19 protein-coding genes are annotated in these 19,632 nt (G+C 41.6%); 16 read left to right on the forward strand and 3 right to left on the reverse strand.

Features of this window, described 5'->3' with window-relative positions; translation table 11 throughout:
* Positions 1 to 21: 21 nt before the first annotated feature.
* From IGI66_RS05375 to IGI66_RS05405, 7 genes are all read left to right on the forward strand, one after another.
* Positions 22 to 327 carry a PTS sugar transporter subunit IIB gene (locus IGI66_RS05375; protein ID WP_301516481.1) on the forward strand — a complete coding sequence of 102 codons (306 nt, stop codon included), beginning with the start codon at positions 22 to 24 and terminating at the stop codon, positions 325 to 327.
* A 3-nt stretch (positions 328 to 330) separates the two neighbouring features.
* Positions 331 to 1,602: a PTS sugar transporter subunit IIC gene (locus tag IGI66_RS05380; RefSeq protein WP_431381065.1), complete on the forward strand. Its 1,272-nt coding sequence runs from the start codon at positions 331 to 333 to the stop codon at positions 1,600 to 1,602.
* 40 nt (positions 1,603 to 1,642) lie between these two features.
* On the forward strand, positions 1,643 to 1,984 hold the full coding sequence (locus tag IGI66_RS05385) for a PTS lactose/cellobiose transporter subunit IIA (RefSeq protein WP_431381064.1): 342 nt from the start codon (positions 1,643 to 1,645) through the stop codon (positions 1,982 to 1,984).
* 42 nt (positions 1,985 to 2,026) lie between these two features.
* A complete protein-coding gene (locus tag IGI66_RS05390; RefSeq protein WP_288227934.1) occupies positions 2,027 to 3,469 on the forward strand; it encodes a glycoside hydrolase family 1 protein in 1,443 nt (480 codons plus the stop codon).
* Positions 3,470 to 3,524: 55 nt separating this feature from the next.
* The gene (locus IGI66_RS05395) at positions 3,525 to 5,420 is read left to right on the forward strand and encodes a BglG family transcription antiterminator (protein WP_316407166.1); all 1,896 of its coding nucleotides are present in this window, start codon (positions 3,525 to 3,527) and stop codon (positions 5,418 to 5,420) included.
* On the forward strand, positions 5,413 to 6,048 hold the full coding sequence (locus IGI66_RS05400; protein ID WP_288227133.1) for a YczE/YyaS/YitT family protein: 636 nt from the start codon (positions 5,413 to 5,415) through the stop codon (positions 6,046 to 6,048). The genes IGI66_RS05395 and IGI66_RS05400 overlap by 8 nt, the downstream gene beginning before the upstream one ends.
* Before the next feature lie 162 nt (positions 6,049 to 6,210).
* On the forward strand, positions 6,211 to 7,245 hold the full coding sequence (locus IGI66_RS05405) for a proline racemase family protein (RefSeq protein ID WP_438847936.1): 1,035 nt from the start codon (positions 6,211 to 6,213) through the stop codon (positions 7,243 to 7,245).
* A gap of 191 nt (positions 7,246 to 7,436) precedes the next feature.
* Here IGI66_RS05405 and IGI66_RS05410 read toward each other — a convergent pair whose 3' ends face one another.
* Entirely contained in the window at positions 7,437 to 8,297 is an 861-nt protein-coding gene (locus tag IGI66_RS05410) for a MurR/RpiR family transcriptional regulator (protein ID WP_086305718.1), read from the reverse strand.
* Positions 8,298 to 8,581: 284 nt separating this feature from the next.
* Here IGI66_RS05410 and IGI66_RS05415 point away from each other — a divergent pair, with 284 nt between their 5' ends.
* The 9 genes from IGI66_RS05415 to IGI66_RS05455 are packed head-to-tail and all read left to right on the forward strand — an operon-like array spanning position 8,582 to position 16,069.
* Complete coding sequence (locus tag IGI66_RS05415; protein WP_301517395.1) at positions 8,582 to 9,580, forward strand: D-isomer specific 2-hydroxyacid dehydrogenase family protein; 999 nt, start codon at positions 8,582 to 8,584, stop codon at positions 9,578 to 9,580.
* A gap of 14 nt (positions 9,581 to 9,594) precedes the next feature.
* Positions 9,595 to 10,695, forward strand: coding sequence for an iron-containing alcohol dehydrogenase family protein (locus tag IGI66_RS05420; RefSeq protein WP_438847939.1), 1,101 nt, complete (start codon positions 9,595 to 9,597; stop codon positions 10,693 to 10,695).
* 15 nt (positions 10,696 to 10,710) lie between these two features.
* Positions 10,711 to 11,553, forward strand: coding sequence for a PTS mannose/fructose/sorbose/N-acetylgalactosamine transporter subunit IIC (locus IGI66_RS05425; protein ID WP_010781263.1), 843 nt, complete (start codon positions 10,711 to 10,713; stop codon positions 11,551 to 11,553).
* A gap of 16 nt (positions 11,554 to 11,569) precedes the next feature.
* Positions 11,570 to 12,427 carry a PTS system mannose/fructose/sorbose family transporter subunit IID gene (locus tag IGI66_RS05430; protein ID WP_010781262.1) on the forward strand — a complete coding sequence of 286 codons (858 nt, stop codon included), beginning with the start codon at positions 11,570 to 11,572 and terminating at the stop codon, positions 12,425 to 12,427.
* Positions 12,428 to 12,449: 22 nt separating this feature from the next.
* Positions 12,450 to 12,956 (forward strand): PTS system mannose/fructose/N-acetylgalactosamine-transporter subunit IIB, encoded by a 507-nt coding sequence (locus IGI66_RS05435; protein ID WP_114524166.1) that lies wholly within the window; start codon positions 12,450 to 12,452, stop codon positions 12,954 to 12,956.
* 28 nt (positions 12,957 to 12,984) lie between these two features.
* Positions 12,985 to 13,857 (forward strand): hypothetical protein, encoded by an 873-nt coding sequence (locus IGI66_RS05440; RefSeq protein ID WP_010781260.1) that lies wholly within the window; start codon positions 12,985 to 12,987, stop codon positions 13,855 to 13,857.
* Between the two features lie 17 nt (positions 13,858 to 13,874).
* The gene (locus IGI66_RS05445; protein WP_438847942.1) at positions 13,875 to 14,318 is read left to right on the forward strand and encodes a PTS sugar transporter subunit IIA; all 444 of its coding nucleotides are present in this window, start codon (positions 13,875 to 13,877) and stop codon (positions 14,316 to 14,318) included.
* Between the two features lie 22 nt (positions 14,319 to 14,340).
* The gene (uxuA, locus tag IGI66_RS05450; protein ID WP_438847944.1) at positions 14,341 to 15,408 is read left to right on the forward strand and encodes a mannonate dehydratase; all 1,068 of its coding nucleotides are present in this window, start codon (positions 14,341 to 14,343) and stop codon (positions 15,406 to 15,408) included.
* A 25-nt stretch (positions 15,409 to 15,433) separates the two neighbouring features.
* Complete coding sequence (locus IGI66_RS05455) at positions 15,434 to 16,069, forward strand: bifunctional 4-hydroxy-2-oxoglutarate aldolase/2-dehydro-3-deoxy-phosphogluconate aldolase (protein ID WP_086305726.1); 636 nt, start codon at positions 15,434 to 15,436, stop codon at positions 16,067 to 16,069.
* Between the two features lie 47 nt (positions 16,070 to 16,116).
* On the opposite strand, the gene IGI66_RS05460 is transcribed toward IGI66_RS05455, so the two are convergent.
* Together IGI66_RS05460 and IGI66_RS05465 are read right to left on the reverse strand one after the other, a co-directional pair.
* Complete coding sequence (locus tag IGI66_RS05460; RefSeq protein ID WP_431381061.1) at positions 16,117 to 18,480, reverse strand: phosphoketolase family protein; 2,364 nt, start codon at positions 18,478 to 18,480, stop codon at positions 16,117 to 16,119.
* Positions 18,481 to 18,937: 457 nt separating this feature from the next.
* Positions 18,938 to 19,600: a C39 family peptidase gene (locus IGI66_RS05465; protein ID WP_288227747.1), complete on the reverse strand. Its 663-nt coding sequence runs from the start codon at positions 19,598 to 19,600 to the stop codon at positions 18,938 to 18,940.
* Positions 19,601 to 19,632 lie beyond the last annotated feature (32 nt).

The raw sequence follows: 19,632 nt of genomic DNA on the forward strand, positions 1-19,632 counted from the left end.
TAAATGAAAGCGGTGAAGAAAATGAAAAATATTTTGTTGATTTGTGGTTCTGGAGCTTCAAGTGGTTTTATGGCGGCAGCGATTAGAAAAGCGGCTAAAAAAAGAAAACTAGAGTTCTCAGTCAAAGCATCCAGTGAATCTCAATTGGATGATCGTATTGATTCAATCGACTACTTGCTGATTGGGCCGCATCTGTCATACATGCTGAATGATCTGCAAGAAAAGACCAAAGATAAAAATGTTAAAGCAGCAGTAATTCCTCAAGCGGTTTACGGCACGTTGAATGGAGAGAAAGCATTAGATTTAATTTTAAAATTGGAGGACTAGACGATGGATAAAATTATGAACTTTATGACGAATTCTTTTGCGCCAAAAGTGAATAAGGTAGTAAAGAATCCCTGGATATCATCAATCCAGGATTCGATTATGATCGCCCTGCCGCTCGTGTTTGTTGGATCATTAGTGACAGTCGTTTCTTTGCTGAAAAATATTTTTAGCGGGATGCCTGACTTTTCAATGATCAGCAATTTTTCTTTCGGGATGTATGCATTAGTGGTAGCTTTCCTGATTCCCTATTATTTGATGGAAAAGAAAGGCTATGGCGGTCAAAAATTAATTTCGGGTGCGGCTTCGTTAGTACTATTTATGATGCTGTTGTTTCCGACTATGACAGCCGATGGAGAAGCGGTCTTCATTCTTTCTCGCTTCGGCGCTACAGGAATGTTTCTGTCGATGATTACTGGACTATTTGTCGCATTCGTCATGAATTTTGCGGTGAAGTATTCTTTCTTTGACGAAGATACACCGATCCCTGATTTTGTAGTGGGCTGGTTCAACAGCTTGCTGCCGATTACTTTTGTCTTACTTGTTGGCTGGTTGATCACTTTCCAATTCAAGATCGACTTCTTCGATGTAGTACTATTAGTTTTCAGTCCGTTGGCAAATATTGTTCAATCATACCCTGGATTTGTTCTATCGGTCTTCATTCCAGTTTTCTTGTATACCTTCGGAATTTCTGGCTGGGTCATGATGCCAGTTATCTATCCAGTCTACATGTCAGGCTTGGCAGCAAATGCTGAAGCGGTAGCAAATGGCGGGCAAGCATTGAATATCGCTACGCAAGAAACTTGTTATGCCTTTTCTTCAATGGGGGGAGTCGGGACAACTTTAGCACTTTCAGTCATGATGGTGCTTCTAAGTAAGTCAGCTCAGCTTAAAGCCATTGGTAAAGCAGTTATCATTCCTTCAATCTTTAATATTAATGAACCATTGGTATTTGGTGCTCCCATAGCTTTCAACCCGTATCTGATGGTGCCGATGTGGATCAATAGTATCATCGTTCCAACGATCGCTTATGTCACTATGTCATTAGGGTTAGTTAATGTACCATCAAGTACCTTCCTATTGTGGTATATGCCTTATCCGATTACCTCTTATCTGGCTACACAGGATTGGCGAGCAATTGTTGTTTGTGCTTTGATCTTCGTAATCACTTGGTTGATCTTCTTGCCATTCTTTAAAGCCTATGACAATTCATTAGTGAAACAAGAGGCGCAAGAGGCTCTGGAAGAAGCGGAAGCTGCGGCCGAAGCGGTTCATTAAAATAAATTTCAAATCAAAAGAAGTTAGCAGGAGGTTGCTTATGGAAGAGACAACATTTTTAGAGGAAAATGATCAATTGAATCAGTTATCCATGAACATTTTGGTTCATGCCGGTAATGCACGTGATCATTTGGTTCAATCATTAGAAAGCTTAGAGACGATGGATTTTGAAACCGCAAAAACAGAAGTGAAGGCAGCACGTAAAGAAGTGGTCATCGCTCATGGATTACAAACAGACACTTTGCAGTTAGAGGCTTCTGGCGAACAAATTCGTTATTCAACACTATTTTGCCATGCACAAGATACCTTGATGACTGCGCAAAGCGAGATTTTGATCGGTGAACATTTAGTTCGGCTATTTGAAAACTTTAGTAAAAAATAGTAGAGAAAATCAAACTACACGAGTATATGAGGAGGAGTTTCATTGGAAAATTATCAAATGCCTAAGGATTTTTTATGGGGCGGAGCAATCGCAGCTAACCAAGCAGAGGGCGGTTATAAAATTGACGGAAAAGGAATCAGTTTAGCAGACCTGCACAAATACTATCCAGATAAGAGCAATGCTGAAATTGCTGAAGAACAGCACAAAGGCATGTCAATGGCTGATGTAAAAGCGAACTTAGCCGATACAAAAGGGTACTATCCAAAACGTCATGGGATCGATTTCTATCATACCTATGAGTCAGACTTGGAACTACTTAGCGAAATGGGCTTTAAAACTTTCCGTACATCAATTGATTGGACACGCATTTTTCCAACTGGGGAAGAAGAGGAACCGAATGAAGCTGGGTTAGCCTATTATGATCGTTTAATCGACAAGATTATCGAATTAGGCATGGAACCGATTATTACCATTTTACATTATGAAACACCAGTCGAAATCACTTTGAAATATGGAGGCTGGAACAACCGTAACGTGATCGATTTATTTGTCAAATATGGGAAAGTCGTTTTAGAACGCTATCAATCAAAAGTAAAATATTGGATCGTGATCAATCAAGTTAATTTGATTCAATTCGAACCCTTCAATTCAACGGCCATCCCTTATGATACGGTAGACAATTATGAAGAAGCAAGCTTCCAAGCAGTCCACCATCAGTTTGTCGCCTGTGCGAAATTGGCCGCCTATGCGAAAACGATTAATCCTGATATGATGATTGGAACAATGATGGCCGATTGTACAGCCTATCCGTATTCTTGTGATCCAGACGATGTGAATTTAGCTTTACGACGGAACCGGATGCAATATTTCTATACAGATGTGCAATTTCAAGGAGAATATCCGCAATATGCATTGAACTATTTTGCGGAAAATGACATTCACTTAGACATTACTGCTGAAGATAAAAAAATATTAAAAGATCATCCGATGGACTATTTGGCGCTCTCTTATTACTATTCGCAAATGGTTGACGCCTCTAAAAATACGATGAGTCCGTCATCAGTAACACCGAATCCGAATTTGAAGGCCAATCCATGGGGCTGGGCAGTTGATCCACAAGGGCTGTACAATTCCTTATCGCAATACTGGGACCGCTATCACAAAGCTATCATTATTGCTGAAAACGGCTTTGGTATGTATGACAAATTAGAAGATGGACAGGTACATGATGATTATCGTATTTCTTATCTATCAGAACACGTCGCACAGATGAAGCGAGCGATGTACGATGGGGTAGATGTAATTGCTTATTGTGCTTGGGGACCGATCGATATTATTAGTTGTTCGTCTGCACAAATGGAAAAACGTTATGGTTTCATTTATGTTGATTTGGATAACGAAGGACAAGGATCGGGTCAACGAATTAAAAAAGACAGTTTTGAATGGTATAAACAGGTGATTGCTTCAAATGGCGAAGCTTTATAATCAATTGAAAAGTTGATCCTCGTGATCAGCTTTTCTTTGAGTGGAGGTACAAAAAATGCTGACTAAAAAAGAAAAAGAACTTATTGCTTATTTAGATAAGAAAAATCGTTGGATTACTTCCGATGAATTAGCCGAATATAGTAATTGTACGACACGAACAATTCGTAATCGAGTAGCTAAGATCAATCAAAATAATCCAGCGCTTATTCTAACCAGTCATTTAGGCTATCAACTGAACTCGGAAGCGAAATTAACAAGTGATGGAACTGAGGATCGCAAGTCGCGGATCTTTTTAGAATTATTGAAGCATTCTTCTAATGGTGTTGATTTTTATGATTTGGCAGCGCTGCTCTTCATTTCTGAATCCACATTGAAAAATGATATTCAACAACTAAAAAAAGAAATCACCAATGATGCGATTCAAATCATTTTTGACCAAGATTATATTAAACTAACCGGGCCTGAGCGGGCTAAGCGGCGCTACCTTATTTCGCTTCTCTACAATGAAAGTGATGTACAGGAAAAACTAAAGGTCAGCATTCAGCAAATGATCGGTTATATCTCGCTGGAAAAATTGCAGCAGACGATTCAAGATGTTTTAGCAGAGCACACGATTCAGATCAATCAATATTCCTTAAACAATATTGTTCTACACTTTGCCATCAGTATCGAGCGGATTCGCCAAGGACATAGCCTAAAGAAAAGCTTGAATAATGATCGCAGTCAAAATAATTCAGAATTTTTAATTGCCGAAGAAATCAGTGATAAATTAGCACAGCAGTATGATATTCATTTTTCACATGCTGAGTTAGAACAATTATCGTTATTATTTATCGGAATGCAAAATGAAACATTGACCAATCAGGACAGTCATCAGCTTTCTAGTTTTGTTGATCAAAAGATCATCACCGCATTGCAGGATGTTTTAGCAGAAGTAGAACGAACTTATCTAGTCGAATTACATGATGAAGAGTTTTTCAATAAACTTGCGATCCATTTACAGAGTCTTTACTATCGTTCACATTACGAGACGTTCACCAGGAATAGTAGTTTGCTAGATTTGAAAACAGCTTATCCCTTGATTTATGATTTAGCGGTCTATATTTCTTCCTTGATTCAAGATCGCTTAGATATTTGGTTCAATGATGATGAGATTTCCTTCATTGCTTTACATATCGGTTCTTTTCTTGAAACACAGAAGCATTTTCGCAATCAGGTGACGATCCAGTTGATCGTTAACGACTATCATGATATCGGCAGTAACCTAAGCAAACAAATTGAAGAGCGTTTTGGCGAGAGTGTAGATATCGTAGTGACAGAAAAATGGAAAGTCGCAACGAGTGATTATGATTTACTATTGACGACGGATCGTGAGACAGCTTCTGAGTATGCAGGGTCCGTATTCATCCATCCTTTTTTAACCAGCAAAGATGTCAAAAAAATAGAAAAGCGGATCGATTCTTTGAAGTCACAGCGTGAAAAACGAAAAATGTACCAGGCAATCGAAAATTTTATTTTTCCAGAACTCTATTTTAATCAGATTGATCCTGCTGGATTAGTGCCGATTGAAATACGTAAACAAATGAATCAGCGGATGGTGCAAGCAGGCTTTGTTGATGAAACTTTTTCCGATCGGGTAGAAAAGCGGGAGCGCATGTCACCAACGAGCTTCCCCTCCGGCATCGCTGTTCCTCACTCAGTTGAATTAGAAGCAATAAAAAGCGGTGTTGCCATCATGACCATGCAAGAACCACTCCTTTGGGCGGATCATCCAATCAAGCTGGTCGCATACATTGCGATCAATAAAGATGAAGCAAATGACTTTAATGAGTTTTTCGAAAAATTTATTGAGATTGTTTCAGAGCCCATCAATACCAAGCAGTTAAGTATGAGTGAGGATTTTGACGAATTCATTTTACGTTTGAAAACGATGGTTGATGCGGATGAATAAAAATATTTTCAGCCGCCTAGTATTAGTCATCGTTGGCACGATTTTAATGGGGATAGGAATCGAAGTAATCATAGTGGCAAATCAAGGCTTTGATTCAGTAAGTACCTTGATTTTGGGATTGATGAACCATTCCGCGCTGCCATTTGGTCGCTGGAGTCAATTAATCAGTGTGCTGTTTCTGCTAATTACCTTTATTTATAAGCGCAGTATGTTGGGAATCGGCAGTATCATTAATACATTTTTAGTAGGGGAAACGATCAGTCGCACAGCTCCAGCCATCCAAGCTATCGATGTTCTTTCCAACAATATTTTGGCTTCTTTATTAGGATTTTGTGTGATGGCATTAGGAACGGCGATCTATTTAAGAGGAGAATTAGGCTCAGGGCCCTTGGAAGGAATGATGTTTTGTGTCTGCGATCTCTTGCATCTTTCTTTGCAAAAGGGACGAATATTACTGGATTTTATGATCGTTGTTAGCGGTGTTTTGCTGGGGAGCACAATTGGTTTAGGCACGCTTTTTGCGATTTTCCTGTTAGGACCGATGATTCAAAGCTGTCTGGCAGTTTTAAAACAAAGCAAGAAAAATAATTTGAGTTACTGCGAAAAGAAAAAACAATTATCAGAATAGTGAATAGACTATGGGGAGAATGTATTTGCTAAGATGCATTCTCTTTTCTTTTTTGTAGAGTAAGAATCGTCAAGTGATGATATTTAGCCTATAATTGATAGAGAAACGATTCCTTGGTTTTATTGTGTATAGCTTAGTTGCGTATAAGAGGAGGAAATATGAATGGTTAGAAACAAGCAGGCAAGACTCAATTTAGATCATTTTGAAGCGAGTATCACAGCAATCGACACGCATACGCAAGGGGAACCTACTCGAATCATTCTAGATGGATTTCCTGAGCCCAAAGGCGAAACAATGTTGGAGAAAATGCAGGATGTGGCGAAAAATCATGACCATTACCGCAGCGCATTGATGGATGAGCCTCGAGGGCATAAGGATATGTTCGGTGCATTGTTGACAAAACCGATCGATCCAAAAGCAGATTTTGGAGTGATTTTTATGGAGGGGACGGGCTATATGCCGATGTGCGGGCACGGGTCAATGGGAGCGGCTACAGCCTTGGTGGAGGCGGGCCTCGTTGAAGTGTCGGAGCCGTATACAGCGATTACTCTCGAAGCACCTGCGGGTCTGATCGAAGCCAAGGTAGCGGTTGAAGAAGGAAAGGCAAAAGAAGTAAGTATTATCAACGTTCCATCTTTCTTGTATAAAGAAAATCAAACGATTGAGATTGATGATTACTTGTTTCAATACGATCTTGTTTTTGGCGGAAATTTTATGGCTTTGGTGGAAGCCAGTCAATTAGGATTGCAGGTGAGTTCGTCTGATTTGGCTGAGTTGACGGCAATTGGAATCAAACTGCTGGAGAAGATTAATCGAGACATCGACATCCAGCATCCGAATCTCGACATCACGGAAGTCGTTACTTGCGAATTTTATGAAATGATTGATACTGATGAACTAAAGAATCGCAACGTCGTCATATTTGGCGATTATCAAGTGGATCGTTCACCTTGCGGAGCGGGAACCAGTGCCATGATGGCTGCGATGTACGCTCGAGGGAAGCTTGCACTGCATGAGTCATTTATCAATGAGAGTATTATAGGGAGTCGTTTCGTTGGGGAACTTCTAGAAGAGGAGAAGGTCGGCAGTTATCGGGCTGTGGTTCCGAAAATCACCGGAAGTGCCTATATCACGAGTCAGGCGACCTACTTCATTGATCCCGAGGATGCGTTGAGGTACGGATTTCATCTTAAATAAAAGATATTCATTGAACGTTAAGCCAAAAGCTTAAGGTTCTTTTTTTTTACAGTCGATAAATAAAAAGGCGCTCTATAAAGGAATATACAGAGAAAAAGCAGGTAAACTAATAGTATAGCAAGTTATTGTATAAAAGAACCTCCCTCCTGTGCAGCAACTAGCTGACAGAAGGGAGGCATAGAGCGTTTGGATCAATCGCCCTTGTTTTCTTTGATGCTTAAGATGACTTTTCTAACTTTTGAGATCGTATCTTGCGCGTTCTCACGATAATAGAACATCAGTATGACATAGAGTGAATCAATAATACTTAGCTGCGCAATACGTGAAGCCAGAGCTTCGGAACGAAATTCGATTTCTTCAGAGATCGAAATGAATACGACATCGCCCAATTTTGCCAGCGGCGAATTCACTTGGCTCGTTACAACGATCACTTTGGCACCATTTTTCTTTGCGGCCTCCGCAATGTGGATCGTTTCTTTCGATTTTCCTGAATGAGAAATAAACAGTGCACAATCTTCCTCTGTAAGTAAAGAAGCTTCCATCAGTTGAATGTGGTAATCCGTACTATGACCGACAGGAATAGGGGAACGCAGAAATTTATGGTACGCATCTGTCGCGACGATTTCTGATCCGCCAACGCCGAAGAAATAGAGTCTTCTTGAATCAGAGATCATCGAAACCGCTTTTTGCAACTCCTCTTCCTTCAGCAGCTTTCTTGTATCCGTTAAGGTCTTCATATTCGAGTCAAACACTTTTTGTGCCATCACCAACTCGGAATCATCCTCTTGAACATTTTCATGAATCGTGACTGCAGTCAGATCATTTTCCTGCTTCAATAAAGCCAATTTAAAATCCTTAAAACCATTAAATCCCAATGTTTTTGTAAATTGAAAGAATGTTGAGTCTGCAATACCTAGCTCGGCAGCAAGATCACTGATCGAACTGTGGCTGACTTTAATAGGATTTTCTACTATATAGTCAGCGATCGCTTGCTCTTTAGGACTAAAGTCTTTGTACATAGACTTGATCTGTAAGTGAATAGGGCTAGACATGAATATCCCTCCTTCATCTAATAATTGTTTACTCATAAGATACTAAGAATGACGAAAAAAATCAACAAAAATATTTTTTATTTTTATTGTTTACAAAAAAATATTTTTTTGTATAATAAAAGTATAAAGTTGAATGCGTTATCAGAAACCGATTCCCAAAAAAGTTCAACTTAATGTCCATCGCGGCAATGACGAAAGGAGCGATCAACCGACAAAAAAGAAAGAAGATGTGGTTCGTTTGTCAGGCGTAACAAGGTCAAGCAAAACTAGAAGGGATTTTAAAAATGGGAAAATACAAAATAGCGATCGTTAATTCAAGCAGTTTCGGAAAGATTTTTCATGATCAATTAGAACGTCTTGAAAAAATCGGTCAAGTCGAAGCATTTACAGTAGATGGAGAAATCGGCGGACGTGAATTAGCGGAGTTGTTGCAGGGCTACAATATCATTATTGCGAGTGTCACACCATTTTTTACGAAAGAATTTTTTGATCACAAAGATGAACTTATTTTAATTACAAGGCATGGCATTGGGTATAACAATATTGACATTGAAGCAGCAAAAGAGCATGACACCCTCGTCTCGATCATCCCCGCTTTGGTCGAAAGAGATGCAGTGGCGGAGAACAATATCACCAATTTATTAGCGTTGTTGAGAAAGACCGTGGAAGCAGATTCGAGTGTTAAAAATGATAGCTGGGAGGATCGTGCGAATTTCGTAGGTCGTACCTTGTTTAATAAAACAGTGGGTGTCATTGGTGTCGGCAATACGGGGAGCTGTGTCGTCGAAACCCTTCGAAATGGCTTCCGTTGCAATGTTTTAGCATATGATCCGTACAAGTCTGCTTTACACATCGAAAGCTATGGAGCGAAGAAAGTGGATTTGCCGCACTTGCTGAAGGAATCTGATATCATCTGTCTTTGCGCCAGCTTGAATGAAGACAATTACCATATGATCTCTACAAAAGAGATCGCTCAGATGAAAGACAATGTTTACCTCTCAAACAGCGCACGCGGCGCGTTATTAGATGAAGAAGCAATTGTCAGCGCTTTACGATCAGGGAAAATCGCTGGGGTCGCTACCGATGTGCTAGAAGAAGAGCCGGGCCGCAAGGATCACCCTTATCTCGCTTTTAGTAATGTCGTCATGACACCACATACCTCAGCCTATACGATGGAGTGTTTACAAGAAATGGGTGCGAAATGCCTTCGAGATGTCGAAGATGTTGTCGCAGGGAAAATTCCTGAACGCTCTGTTCAGGGAGAAAGAATAGGTGTGAGTTAAAAAGGAGGGTATGGATGTTAACGGATTTAAAGGTCAAGGTCGGTCCGCAATTTTATCGTTACCACGTTGGAGCGATTGACTTCGTACCAGAATTGCTAACGGAATTTTCTGCAAAAAATGTATTGATCGTCCATGGGGGGATCTCTTTTGAGAAGGCGAAACCTTTCTTGCGCTTCCTTAATGACTCCGCGTATCACTTCCATTTTTTGCGGTACACAGGTGAATGCAGCTATTACGGAGCCGAACGAATCAGCAACGTAGTCAAAGAAGCGCAAATCGATTTCATTATTGGCGTGGGAGGCGGAAAGCTGACGGATTTGGTTGGCTATGCAGCACATACCCTAAATGTGAACTTTGGGGTGATCCCAACACTTGCTAGTAACTGTGCCCCTTGGACGCCGCTTTCTGTCATGTACAAGGAAAATGGAGAATCAGAAGGGAAAAGCGAACACTTTTTGCGACAGGCATCGTTCTTTATCACAGATCCCGAGCTGGTAGTAACTGCGCCTACGAAATATTTCATTGCTGGATTGGCAGATACGATCGCCAAATGGTACGAATCAGAAGCAATTTTGGCGCAGGAGCATCTTCTAAATGAGCCCTTTTTGCAGGTTGCTGAATACACGGCAAAGCTTTGTAAAACAGCGATCATGAAGGATTCGTCCAAAGCCATCAAGGACATGGAGGCGGGAGAGGCAACCGAAGAATTCATTCATTTATCAGAAATCGTTTTTGGTGTCGCGGGGCTAGTTGGCGGTTTAGGTGACAAGTATGCGAGAAACGCGATTGCCCATGCTATGCATGACGGTATGAGTAAATTTATTCCAGAAAGTCATGATTTCCTGCACGGAGAGAAAGTAGCCTACGGAATATTTTATCAATTGGCAGTCGAGAAAAAATGGGACGAAATCGATGAACTGATCCCTTTTTATCAGGAATTGCAGTTGCCGATGTCGCTAAAACAAATGGGGCTTTTTCCAGCAGAAGAAGTGATCGATAAGATCGTGGCCTTTGTAGATTCAAAGGAAAAAGTTCACTTAGTGCCAATACCAATGACTAGTGAATTATTGAAGGAATCAATCATAGAATTAGAAAATTATATCAATAAGAGTTAAAAGAAGGAGGATCATATGGATACTTTAAGTGTAATGCAGAGTCTGTTGATTGCTTTGTGGGTCGCTGCGGTAATGTCAAGATGGCTAGGAGGGGGCGCGACACTCACGCTGCGTTTCTCCCCGTTGATGACTGGACTGGTTGTCGGTATCATCATGGGAAATGTCGCTCAGGCGATGATCGTTACGGCTGCTTTGCAAATGATTTATATGGGTGTGTTCTCGCCAGGAGGCTCCATGCCAGCGGAACCTTCGATTGCTGCGGCAATTGCAGTTCCCGTCGCTTTGTTGGGAAACTTGAAACCGGAAGCTGCGATCGCAGTGGCCGTACCGGTTGGATTATTAGGAAGTTATTTGTACCAATTCCGTTTCTTTATCAACACATTCTTAGGGAAATACACGGATAAAGCAGTGGAAGATTTGAACGCCAAAGCAATGAAGCGGTCGATCATCCTTTATCCGACGATTGCGTCATTCTTGCTTTTCGTACCACTAGTATTTATTGCTCTTTACTTAGGAGCACCGATCATTGCTGATGTCATCAATGCATTGGAAGGAACAGTTGTCATTCATATTCTTGAAGTAGTTGGGGGCGGATTAGCTGCAATAGGGATCGCCACAACCGTTTATGTTATTGGTCGGAAAGATTATATGGTCTTTTTCTTCCTTGCTTACTTCATGAGTGTAGTGTTCAAGTCACTTGAGATCACGATGGTTACTTACGCAATCTTCGGTATTCTGATCGCGTTGATCTTCGTTCAATCGCAAAAAGGCAAGGGAATCGCGCCAGCAGCGGATGCTGGTGGACAAAGTTCCTCTGCGACCTTTGACGATGACGACGACTATGATGATGGATTCTAATTAGGAGGAAAAGACGATGACTGAAGTATCTACAAATAAAAGTTTAGCACCAGAAGAGATCACCAGTAAAGACGTTACAAAAGCTTACTTGAGATGGCATTTTGCCAATGAGATCCCGCATTCATTCGAACGTTATTTGGCGCCTTCGCTGCTGTATGCGATGATGCCGATCTTAAAAAAGTTGTATAAAGACGATGATGCGTTAAAAGCAGCGTACAAACGCCAATTGCTCTTCTTTAATACGCAGCTGAGCTGGGGTGGCGGGGTCATCACTGGCTTGATGTCTTCGATGGAGCAGCAACGGGCACAAGAGGAATATGAGAATAAAGAAATTTTGATGCAAGATGATTTGATGTACAACACGAAGGCAGGGTTGATGGGGGCGTTAGCCGGGATCGGGGATGCGATCGATTCAGGGACGGTCCAATATATCTTCATCGCCATCGCCGTTCCTTGGGCACAACAAGGAAGTGCGCTAGGTGCGTTGTTCCCATTTATTTGCTTCGCACTTTACCAAGCCGCACTGGGCGTATTCTTTGCTAGACAGTCCTTCACTATGGGGCGTAATGCGACAGGCTTGATGCAAAGTACAGGTGTCCAAACAGCGATCGAAGCACTTTCGGTACTGGGTCTGTTCATGATGGGGATTCTTGCCGGGAACTACGTAAAAGTCGAGTCCACATTGAAATTTGCCATCTCTGGACGGAAATTCGTTATTCAAGAGATTCTTGATCAGATCGTTCCGGGCATCTTGCCTTTAGTTGTCGTGATGGGGGTGTACTGGTTCTATACGAAGAAGGGTCTGAAAGTAACACAAGCGTTGCTTTGGCTGACCTTGATCTTGATCATTTTAGCTGGAATCGGAATCTTATAAATAGAAAAAGGATGTGTATGAAATGGGCGTAGTGAATTTAGCTCGAGTAGACGAACGATTGATCCATGGACAAGTAATGATGACTTTATCACAAAAAAGTGGGGTCAATTCAATTTTTGTTGTAGATGAAGTGGTAGCGAAAGACAAATTTATGCGGGATCTTTACAAGAATGCCGGCAGTCGGACAGGTCAGAAAACGATTGTGATCACACCGGAAAAAGCGAAGTTTTATTGGGATGAATTTACTTTTAAAGAATACAACTGTATTTTGATCACCAAGACAGTCAGTGTCATTTATGATCTGGTAAAGCATGGTGTACCGATGAAAGAGTTGAACATTGGCGGGATCGCTCAAAAAGATCCTGATAAAGATTTGTTGGTCACAAAATCAGTGTACTTAAACAAAGAGGACGCAGAACGCTTAAAGGACATGAATGAAAATTACGGTGTGGAAGATATCTATTTCCAAGCCACACCCTCTGCACCTAAATCAAGCTTGAAGGATGTCTTGAAACAATTCGGATTATAGAGAAAATGAAAGAGAGGAGAGAGTAAACATGGAGCAAACAGAGATCTTCAACGATTGGCTATTTCGATACCAATATGTTTATCGGTTACGTCGAACAGAGAAAAGCAAAAAAAGATTTCTTAGCGCTTTAGTCACGGATATCGCAAAGATGCGCGAAGATATTCGAGTGATCGAGTACGATCAGCAAAAGAAATATGCATCTCGGAACGTCTATGTCGGCGATGTCGAAAAGGCAGAACGTGTGATCTGTACATTCTATGATACTCCTCCTGAGAGCTTTGGCTCCTACCAGTTGTTTGATCGTAAGGACCAAGCGAAAAAGACGACGACCTACATTTTAGTGAGCACGATTTTGGCAATTCTTTTAGGGATCATAGGCACGCTGGTCTACATGGGGCTGTCGCCTCATTCCTTTCAATTGAATTCACTCGGCACACTGATGATAGTGGCTGCTTACGGCGCCTATTTTGTTCTCTTAGGAAAAGTCACGAAAGGATTGTCTAAGCGGAAAACATTGGTTCGCAACACCTCGTCGATTTTAGCGATGTTGAAGATGATCGCCGATGAGCGACAAGAAAAAGTCGCCTATGCCTTTTTAGATGAAGGCAGCTACGGCAGCAAAGGATTAGACGAATTACAAAAGCAGGTCAGTCGTCAGTGTCAGATTTATTACTTAGACAGCGTAGGGGCTTCAGCCCCGTTACATTTGATCGGTGAGACACCCAGTAGCAAAAAAGCAATAGAAGACATTGATTATCAGGCGGCAAATCAAAAAGTAAGCTATCTTTTCAGTGCACGAAGAGATGAAGACAAGGCAGCTTTTTACTTAGAGGCCGCAGATTTAAAAGAGAAAAAGCTGAATATGAAAAATATTGCTGCTGTAACAAGTTTGTTTCAGTGAGAGAAATGGAGGAAATTATGCTAGGAATCGTAATCGCCACACATGGCACCTTAAGTGATGGCTTAAAAGATGCTGCGGAAGTGATCATTGGGACTACGAACAACATCGCGACCGTGAATTTGAATCCCGGGGACGATGTTCAGGAATTAGGCGGAAAAATCGAGGCGGCTATAAAGGAAGTTGATAACGGCGAAGGGGTCGTTGTCTTAACGGACCTAGTAAGCGCCAGCCCGTACAATCAGTCAGTCTTGATCACCAACGAATTAGATGCTGCGCTTCAAGCGAACGTTTGTGTCATCGGCGGCGTTAATTTACCGATGCTGCTTGAAACGATCAATCATCAAATTCTAAGTACACCTATAGAAGAAGCTGCGCCAGCAGTGATGGCACAAGGGGCAGACAGCTTGGCTATTTGGCATATCTCATCAGTGGAAGAAACAGACGAAGAAGACGACTTTTAATTAGGATAGGGGACTAAAACTTATGAAATGGGGCTTTAGATGGTATGGAGAGAAAGGCGACTCCATTCCTTTAAATCATGTAAGGCAGATTCCCGGTATCAATGGTATCGTTGGCACATTGTTGAATAAGATGCCCGGAGATGTATGGGAAGTTGCAGAAATTCAGGAACTGAAAGAATCGATTGAAAAAGAAGAATTGGCGTTGCTAGGCATTGAAAGTGTCGCGATCCATGATGCGATCAAGGCCGGCACCGATGAACGGGACCATTACATTGATAACTACATTCAAACGATCCGAAACCTTTCTGAGTGTGGGGTGGATTTGATTTGCTACAGCTTCAAACCGATTTTCGGCTGGGCAAAAACAACCCTTAATTATGAAAATGAAGATGGCAGCTTGGCGTTGCTCTATGATCAAGAGGTTGTAGACAATATGGAACCGGGAGATATGTACAAGCTGATCAGCAGCCAGTCAAAAGGCTTCCAGCTTTCCGGTTGGGAAGAAGAACGTTTGAACAAATTTAATTCATTAGTTGAGATGTATGAGGGCGTGACGGAAGAGGATCTATTCGAGAATTTGAAGTATTTCCTTGAAAAAATCATTCCTGTCTGTGAAGAGGCAGACGTGAGAATGGGGATTCATCCGGATGATCCGCCATGGGAAATTTTCGGGTTCCCACGTATTACGAAAAATTTAGCTGATCTAAAACGAATCATCAGCATGGTGGATTCTCCTTACAATGGCATTACGTTGTGTACGGGTGCCCTAGGTGCAGATCCTGAAAACGACATGGTGAAGATCGTTCACGAAATCGGGGATCGAATCAACTTTGTTCATTTCCGCAACGTGGAATTTCTTGGTTACCGGAAGTTCAAAGAAACCGCCCATCCATCTGCGGAAGGGTCATTGGATATGTACGCGATCATGGAAGCGCTGATTGAAGTTGGTTTTGATGGCGTGATTCGCCCGGATCACGGACGGACGCTCTTTGGCGAAGTCGCACGTCCAGGATACGGACTATATGACCGAGCAATGGGGATCACGTATATGCAAGGGCTGCACGAGGCGATTTTAAAAAGTAAAAGCTAGCAGTTGGATAGAAAGCGAGGAAAACATGTCAGTAACGATGAAGCATGAAGTGTATGAACAGTTAGTACAAACAAAGCTGTTACCGCTCTATACCGCAACGAATCTTGAGTATTTAGATAAGGTGGAAGAGATTTTGTTGAAAAACGGAGTTCCGCTGATCGAAGTGACTTTTCGCAGCGACCGTGCGGCAGAAGCCATCAAGAAACTGTCAGAATCAGGAAAATTAACGGTAGGGGCAGGAACTGTCCGTACGTTGAAAGAAGCAAAAATCGCTGTTGAAAATGGTGCGAAGTTCGTGGTGTCTCCAGCGGTGGTACCTGAAGTGATCGAATTTTGTTTAGAGCAAGAAATCCCAGTTTTTCCAGGAACAGCAACACCGCGGGACATTCAAATTGCGGCAGATTATGGCCTTACAGTTGTGAAATTCTTCCCAGCAGATATTTATGGGGGACTGGATGCTATCAATGCATTAAGCGGCCCTTTCTACGATATGAAATTCTTGCCGACTGGTGGAATCACTAAAGACAACTTTGTTTCGTATTTGGATAATCCTCACGTGATCGGTGTAGGCGGCTCCTTCATTCTTTCGGAAAAGGTCATCATGGAAGACAATGGAGAGAAAATGGACCGAATCCTACAATCATTAGTAGAACAAATGTAAAAAGCATCAGGAGTGATCAAATGATCGGCTCCTGATGCTTTATTTTTTTATTTTAGAGGTGCCCATTTCCAATCTTCTACTTCAACTAAGTCTTTTCCTTCTGAACGAATAAAGTCATGGTGTTTTTGCAGCGTGTCGTCCATTTGTTGTGAGAAGTTCGCAGCCTGTTTACCGTAAACGGCATTAGCACCATCTTGTGCTAAGTGGAAGCGATCCATTTCACTGAAGACGCGCATGTCAAATGGTGTTGTAATATCTCCATTTTCACGGTAACCATGGATATGGATATTGTGATTGTGACGGTCAAAGAAGATGTCACGTACCATGCCTTCATAACCGTGGAAAGCAAAAATAATTGGTTTGTCGGTTGTAAAGATCGCATCAAATTCATCGTCTGTCAGACCACGCGGATCAATATCCGGATGACGCAATTTCAAGATGTCTACAACGTTGACAAAGCGAATTTTTAATTCAGGAAATTGTTTGTTCAAAATAGAGACAGCAGCTAATGATTCTAAGTTAGGTTCTGTACCAGCTGCGGCGATGACTAAATCAGGTTCTGCCCCGTTGTCAGTACTTGCCCAATCAATGACTTTAAGTCCTTTTTCCACCAACTCTTCGGCTTCATCCGCAGAATAAAATTGCGGACGTGGATGTTTGCTTGAGACGATCAAATTGATCACTTGCTTGTCTTGCATCGCTTTGTCCATTACCGCCATTAAGCTGTTGGCATCAGCAGGCAAATATTCACGAATAAATTCAGGTTTTTTCTCAGCTAAATGAGTCAATACACCAGGATCTTGATGGGTGTAGCCGTTATGGTCTTGTTGGAAGACCGTCGAAGTCGCGATCAAGTTCAATGCTGGGTATTCTTTACGCCAAGAATGTGCGCTGGCTTTACGCATCCATTTGAAGTGCTGTGTCAGCATAGAATCTACGACACGCAAGAAAGATTCGTAGCTGGCGAAGAATCCGTGACGACCAGTCAGTACATAGCCTTCCAAGAAACCTTCTGCTTGATGTTCCGATAACTGGCCATCGATTACACGACCCACTGAGGATTGCCATTCATCCGTACTGTTTTTTGGTTCTAACCATTGGCGATTCGTAACATCGAAAACTTTGTTCAAGCGGTTCGATTTTGTTTCATCAGGACCAAAAATGCGGAAGTTTGTTGGGTTTTCTGTGATCATATCCCGTGCTTGTTCGCCGAAGACGATCATATCTTGTGCAGTCACTGCACCTGGAACAGTCGTATCAATCGCATGCTGTTTCCAATCAGGCATCACCATTGGTTTAGGATCGATTCCGCCATTTGTGATTGGATTTGTTGCCATACGCTTGTCGCCTTTAGGAGAGAGCGCTCGGATGTCAGCCACAATTTTTCCGTTTTCGTCGAATAATTCTTCTGGACGGTACGATTTTAACCAATCTACCAATTTATCCGCATGCTCCATATCTTCAGAACTTACAGGGATCGGTACTTGGTGCGCACGGAAAGTGCCGGCCAATTGTTCCCCGTTCCAAGTTTCTGGACCAGTCCAGCCTTTAGGGGTTCTAAAGATGATCACTGGCCAATGAGGCATTTCAGCATCTTCCGCATTTCCCTTACGCGCTTCAGATTGGATCGATTTGATTTCTTCAATGACTTCATCAAGTACATTTGCCATGATCGGATGCACTTTTTCAGGGTCCGTACCTTCTACAAAGTAAGGTTTCCAGCCCAGGCCTTCAAAATATTTTGCCAAATCTTCATCACTTTTACGTGAAAGGATCGTTGGATTCGAGATTTTTCCGCCATTCAAGTAAAGGATCGGTAATACCGCCCCGTCATTGACCGGATTGATAAAGACATTTGAGAACCAGCCGCTAGATAGAGGGCCTGTTTCTGCTTCGCCATCTCCAACAACAGTTGCTGCGATAACATCAGGATTGTCTAAAATAGCCCCCGTCGCATGAGAAAGGGAATACCCTAATTCGCCGCCTTCGTGAATGGAACCAGGTGTTTCTGGTGCTGCGTGAGAAGCAATACCGCCAGGGAAGGAGAACATTTTGAATAGCTTTTTCATCCCTTCAGCGTCTTCAGTGATTTCAGGATATATTTCTGTGTAGCTGCCATCGATATAAGAGTTTGAGACCATCACTTGTCCGCCATGACCAGGCCCTTCAATGTAAAACATATTCAAATCATATTTATTAATCACACGGTTTAAATGTGCATAAACGAAATTTTGCCCAGCAATAGTTCCCCAGTGACCGATCGGGTGGGTTTTAACGTCTTCTTTTTTTATTGGTTGCTTTAATAAGGGGTTGTCCTTTAAATACATTTGAGCGACGGAGATATAGTTGGCCGCGCGCCACCATGCATCGACTTTATTCAGGTACTCTTGAGAATCTAAGTTGTTTGACATAGATAAAACTCCTTTTTAAGTATAAAATACTTTAATGTTTACACACACAATATACCCGTATTCAAATCGCTTGTAAACCTTTTTTTGGTATTTTTTACATTAATTATTTATTATCACAAATTAACATAACGGGAGGGATAAAAGAAAAGCTTTTGTGATATATTAAACAAACTTTTTAATAACAATTCCTCATACTGAAAAAAATCGCTTATTATTTTGTTAAGAAAGAGAAACAAGCGTTCATTAATGAAGAGGAATTAGAGGCACCGTGTAAAAAAAGGAGAAGAGGTAAATTGACAGACATTCATAAATACGCCACATTTTTTTCTTACTTTGCATCAAAAAGCTCATAGCTTTTTCAAATCTTTGACGTAAGATAAGTGTAACCCTAAAGTAATTCTTTTCCCCTGTGAAAGCAGGAACCCCCAAAAATAAAGCTGGTGCGTAAGCACCAGCTTTATTTTGTATATACCCATACGTTTGCGAGTTGCGGCAAGAGGGAATCGAGTGAATATTTTTGCATGTAGTGATTTTTTTCCGGGCTGTCATTCGGGTCATAAACGATAAGCTGATCACTCTGGACATCCTTTTTGATCACCATGATGTGCCCAACTTCTGTAAACTCACCAGGGGTGACTGATACCACCAATGGCTGGTTTTGATTCAAATACTGCTGGATCTTTCCTTGATCCTTCCCAAGGTTCTGAACAGTCAGACCGTAATGTTCAGCAAAAGCAGGAAATATAGACCATGCAGTTCCTTGTCCATTTTCATAATAGCGATCACCGCTCCATTGCAGAATCTCTGTTGGATAGACTGTTCGCTTTTCTTGAAAGGAAAGAATCATGGCTAAAGAAGTGATCGCGCAGCCGTTTGTGGCTAAATCATTCGTATCAGAACCGCTGCCATATGCTTTTCCAGACCATCGCGGATCTGTCTGTAAAATCAATGAAAAATCCTGACCATGTTCTTGCAGGTATTGATTGGCGGAAGCAGAAAAATTCTGCTGGCTATTTGCTTTATTGCTAAATGGAAAAAATTTCAACGAGAGGGCGCCTAAACTTGCGCACACTAAAACGATGCCTAATAAAATAGAAAAGGGACGAGATCGTCTTTTCATAAAAAACACCTCCACTCCTATAGTAAAACAAA

It is taken from the genome of Enterococcus sp. AZ048, from assembly GCF_051715125.1.
GTDB classification, from domain to species: domain Bacteria; phylum Bacillota; class Bacilli; order Lactobacillales; family Enterococcaceae; genus Enterococcus_A; species Enterococcus_A gilvus.

Bases quoted from the DNA above. Each gene is read 5' to 3' on its own strand.
- IGI66_RS05375 (WP_301516481.1), top strand. From the start codon at position 22: ATGAAAAATATTTTGTTGATTTGTGGTTCTGGAGCTTCAAGTGGTTTT.
- IGI66_RS05380 (WP_431381065.1), top strand. From the start codon at position 331: ATGGATAAAATTATGAACTTTATGACGAATTCTTTTGCGCCAAAAGTG.
- IGI66_RS05385 (WP_431381064.1), top strand. From the start codon at position 1,643: ATGGAAGAGACAACATTTTTAGAGGAAAATGATCAATTGAATCAGTTA.
- IGI66_RS05395 (WP_316407166.1), top strand. From the start codon at position 3,525: ATGCTGACTAAAAAAGAAAAAGAACTTATTGCTTATTTAGATAAGAAA.
- IGI66_RS05400 (WP_288227133.1), top strand. From the start codon at position 5,413: ATGAATAAAAATATTTTCAGCCGCCTAGTATTAGTCATCGTTGGCACG.
- IGI66_RS05405 (WP_438847936.1), top strand. From the start codon at position 6,211: ATGGTTAGAAACAAGCAGGCAAGACTCAATTTAGATCATTTTGAAGCG.
- IGI66_RS05410 (WP_086305718.1), bottom strand. From the start codon at position 8,297: ATGTCTAGCCCTATTCACTTACAGATCAAGTCTATGTACAAAGACTTT.
- IGI66_RS05415 (WP_301517395.1), top strand. From the start codon at position 8,582: ATGGGAAAATACAAAATAGCGATCGTTAATTCAAGCAGTTTCGGAAAG.
- IGI66_RS05420 (WP_438847939.1), top strand. From the start codon at position 9,595: ATGTTAACGGATTTAAAGGTCAAGGTCGGTCCGCAATTTTATCGTTAC.
- IGI66_RS05425 (WP_010781263.1), top strand. From the start codon at position 10,711: ATGGATACTTTAAGTGTAATGCAGAGTCTGTTGATTGCTTTGTGGGTC.
- IGI66_RS05430 (WP_010781262.1), top strand. From the start codon at position 11,570: ATGACTGAAGTATCTACAAATAAAAGTTTAGCACCAGAAGAGATCACC.
- IGI66_RS05435 (WP_114524166.1), top strand. From the start codon at position 12,450: ATGGGCGTAGTGAATTTAGCTCGAGTAGACGAACGATTGATCCATGGA.
- IGI66_RS05440 (WP_010781260.1), top strand. From the start codon at position 12,985: ATGGAGCAAACAGAGATCTTCAACGATTGGCTATTTCGATACCAATAT.
- IGI66_RS05445 (WP_438847942.1), top strand. From the start codon at position 13,875: ATGCTAGGAATCGTAATCGCCACACATGGCACCTTAAGTGATGGCTTA.
- uxuA (WP_438847944.1), top strand. From the start codon at position 14,341: ATGAAATGGGGCTTTAGATGGTATGGAGAGAAAGGCGACTCCATTCCT.
- IGI66_RS05455 (WP_086305726.1), top strand. From the start codon at position 15,434: ATGTCAGTAACGATGAAGCATGAAGTGTATGAACAGTTAGTACAAACA.
- IGI66_RS05460 (WP_431381061.1), bottom strand. From the start codon at position 18,480: ATGTCAAACAACTTAGATTCTCAAGAGTACCTGAATAAAGTCGATGCA.
- IGI66_RS05465 (WP_288227747.1), bottom strand. From the start codon at position 19,600: ATGAAAAGACGATCTCGTCCCTTTTCTATTTTATTAGGCATCGTTTTA.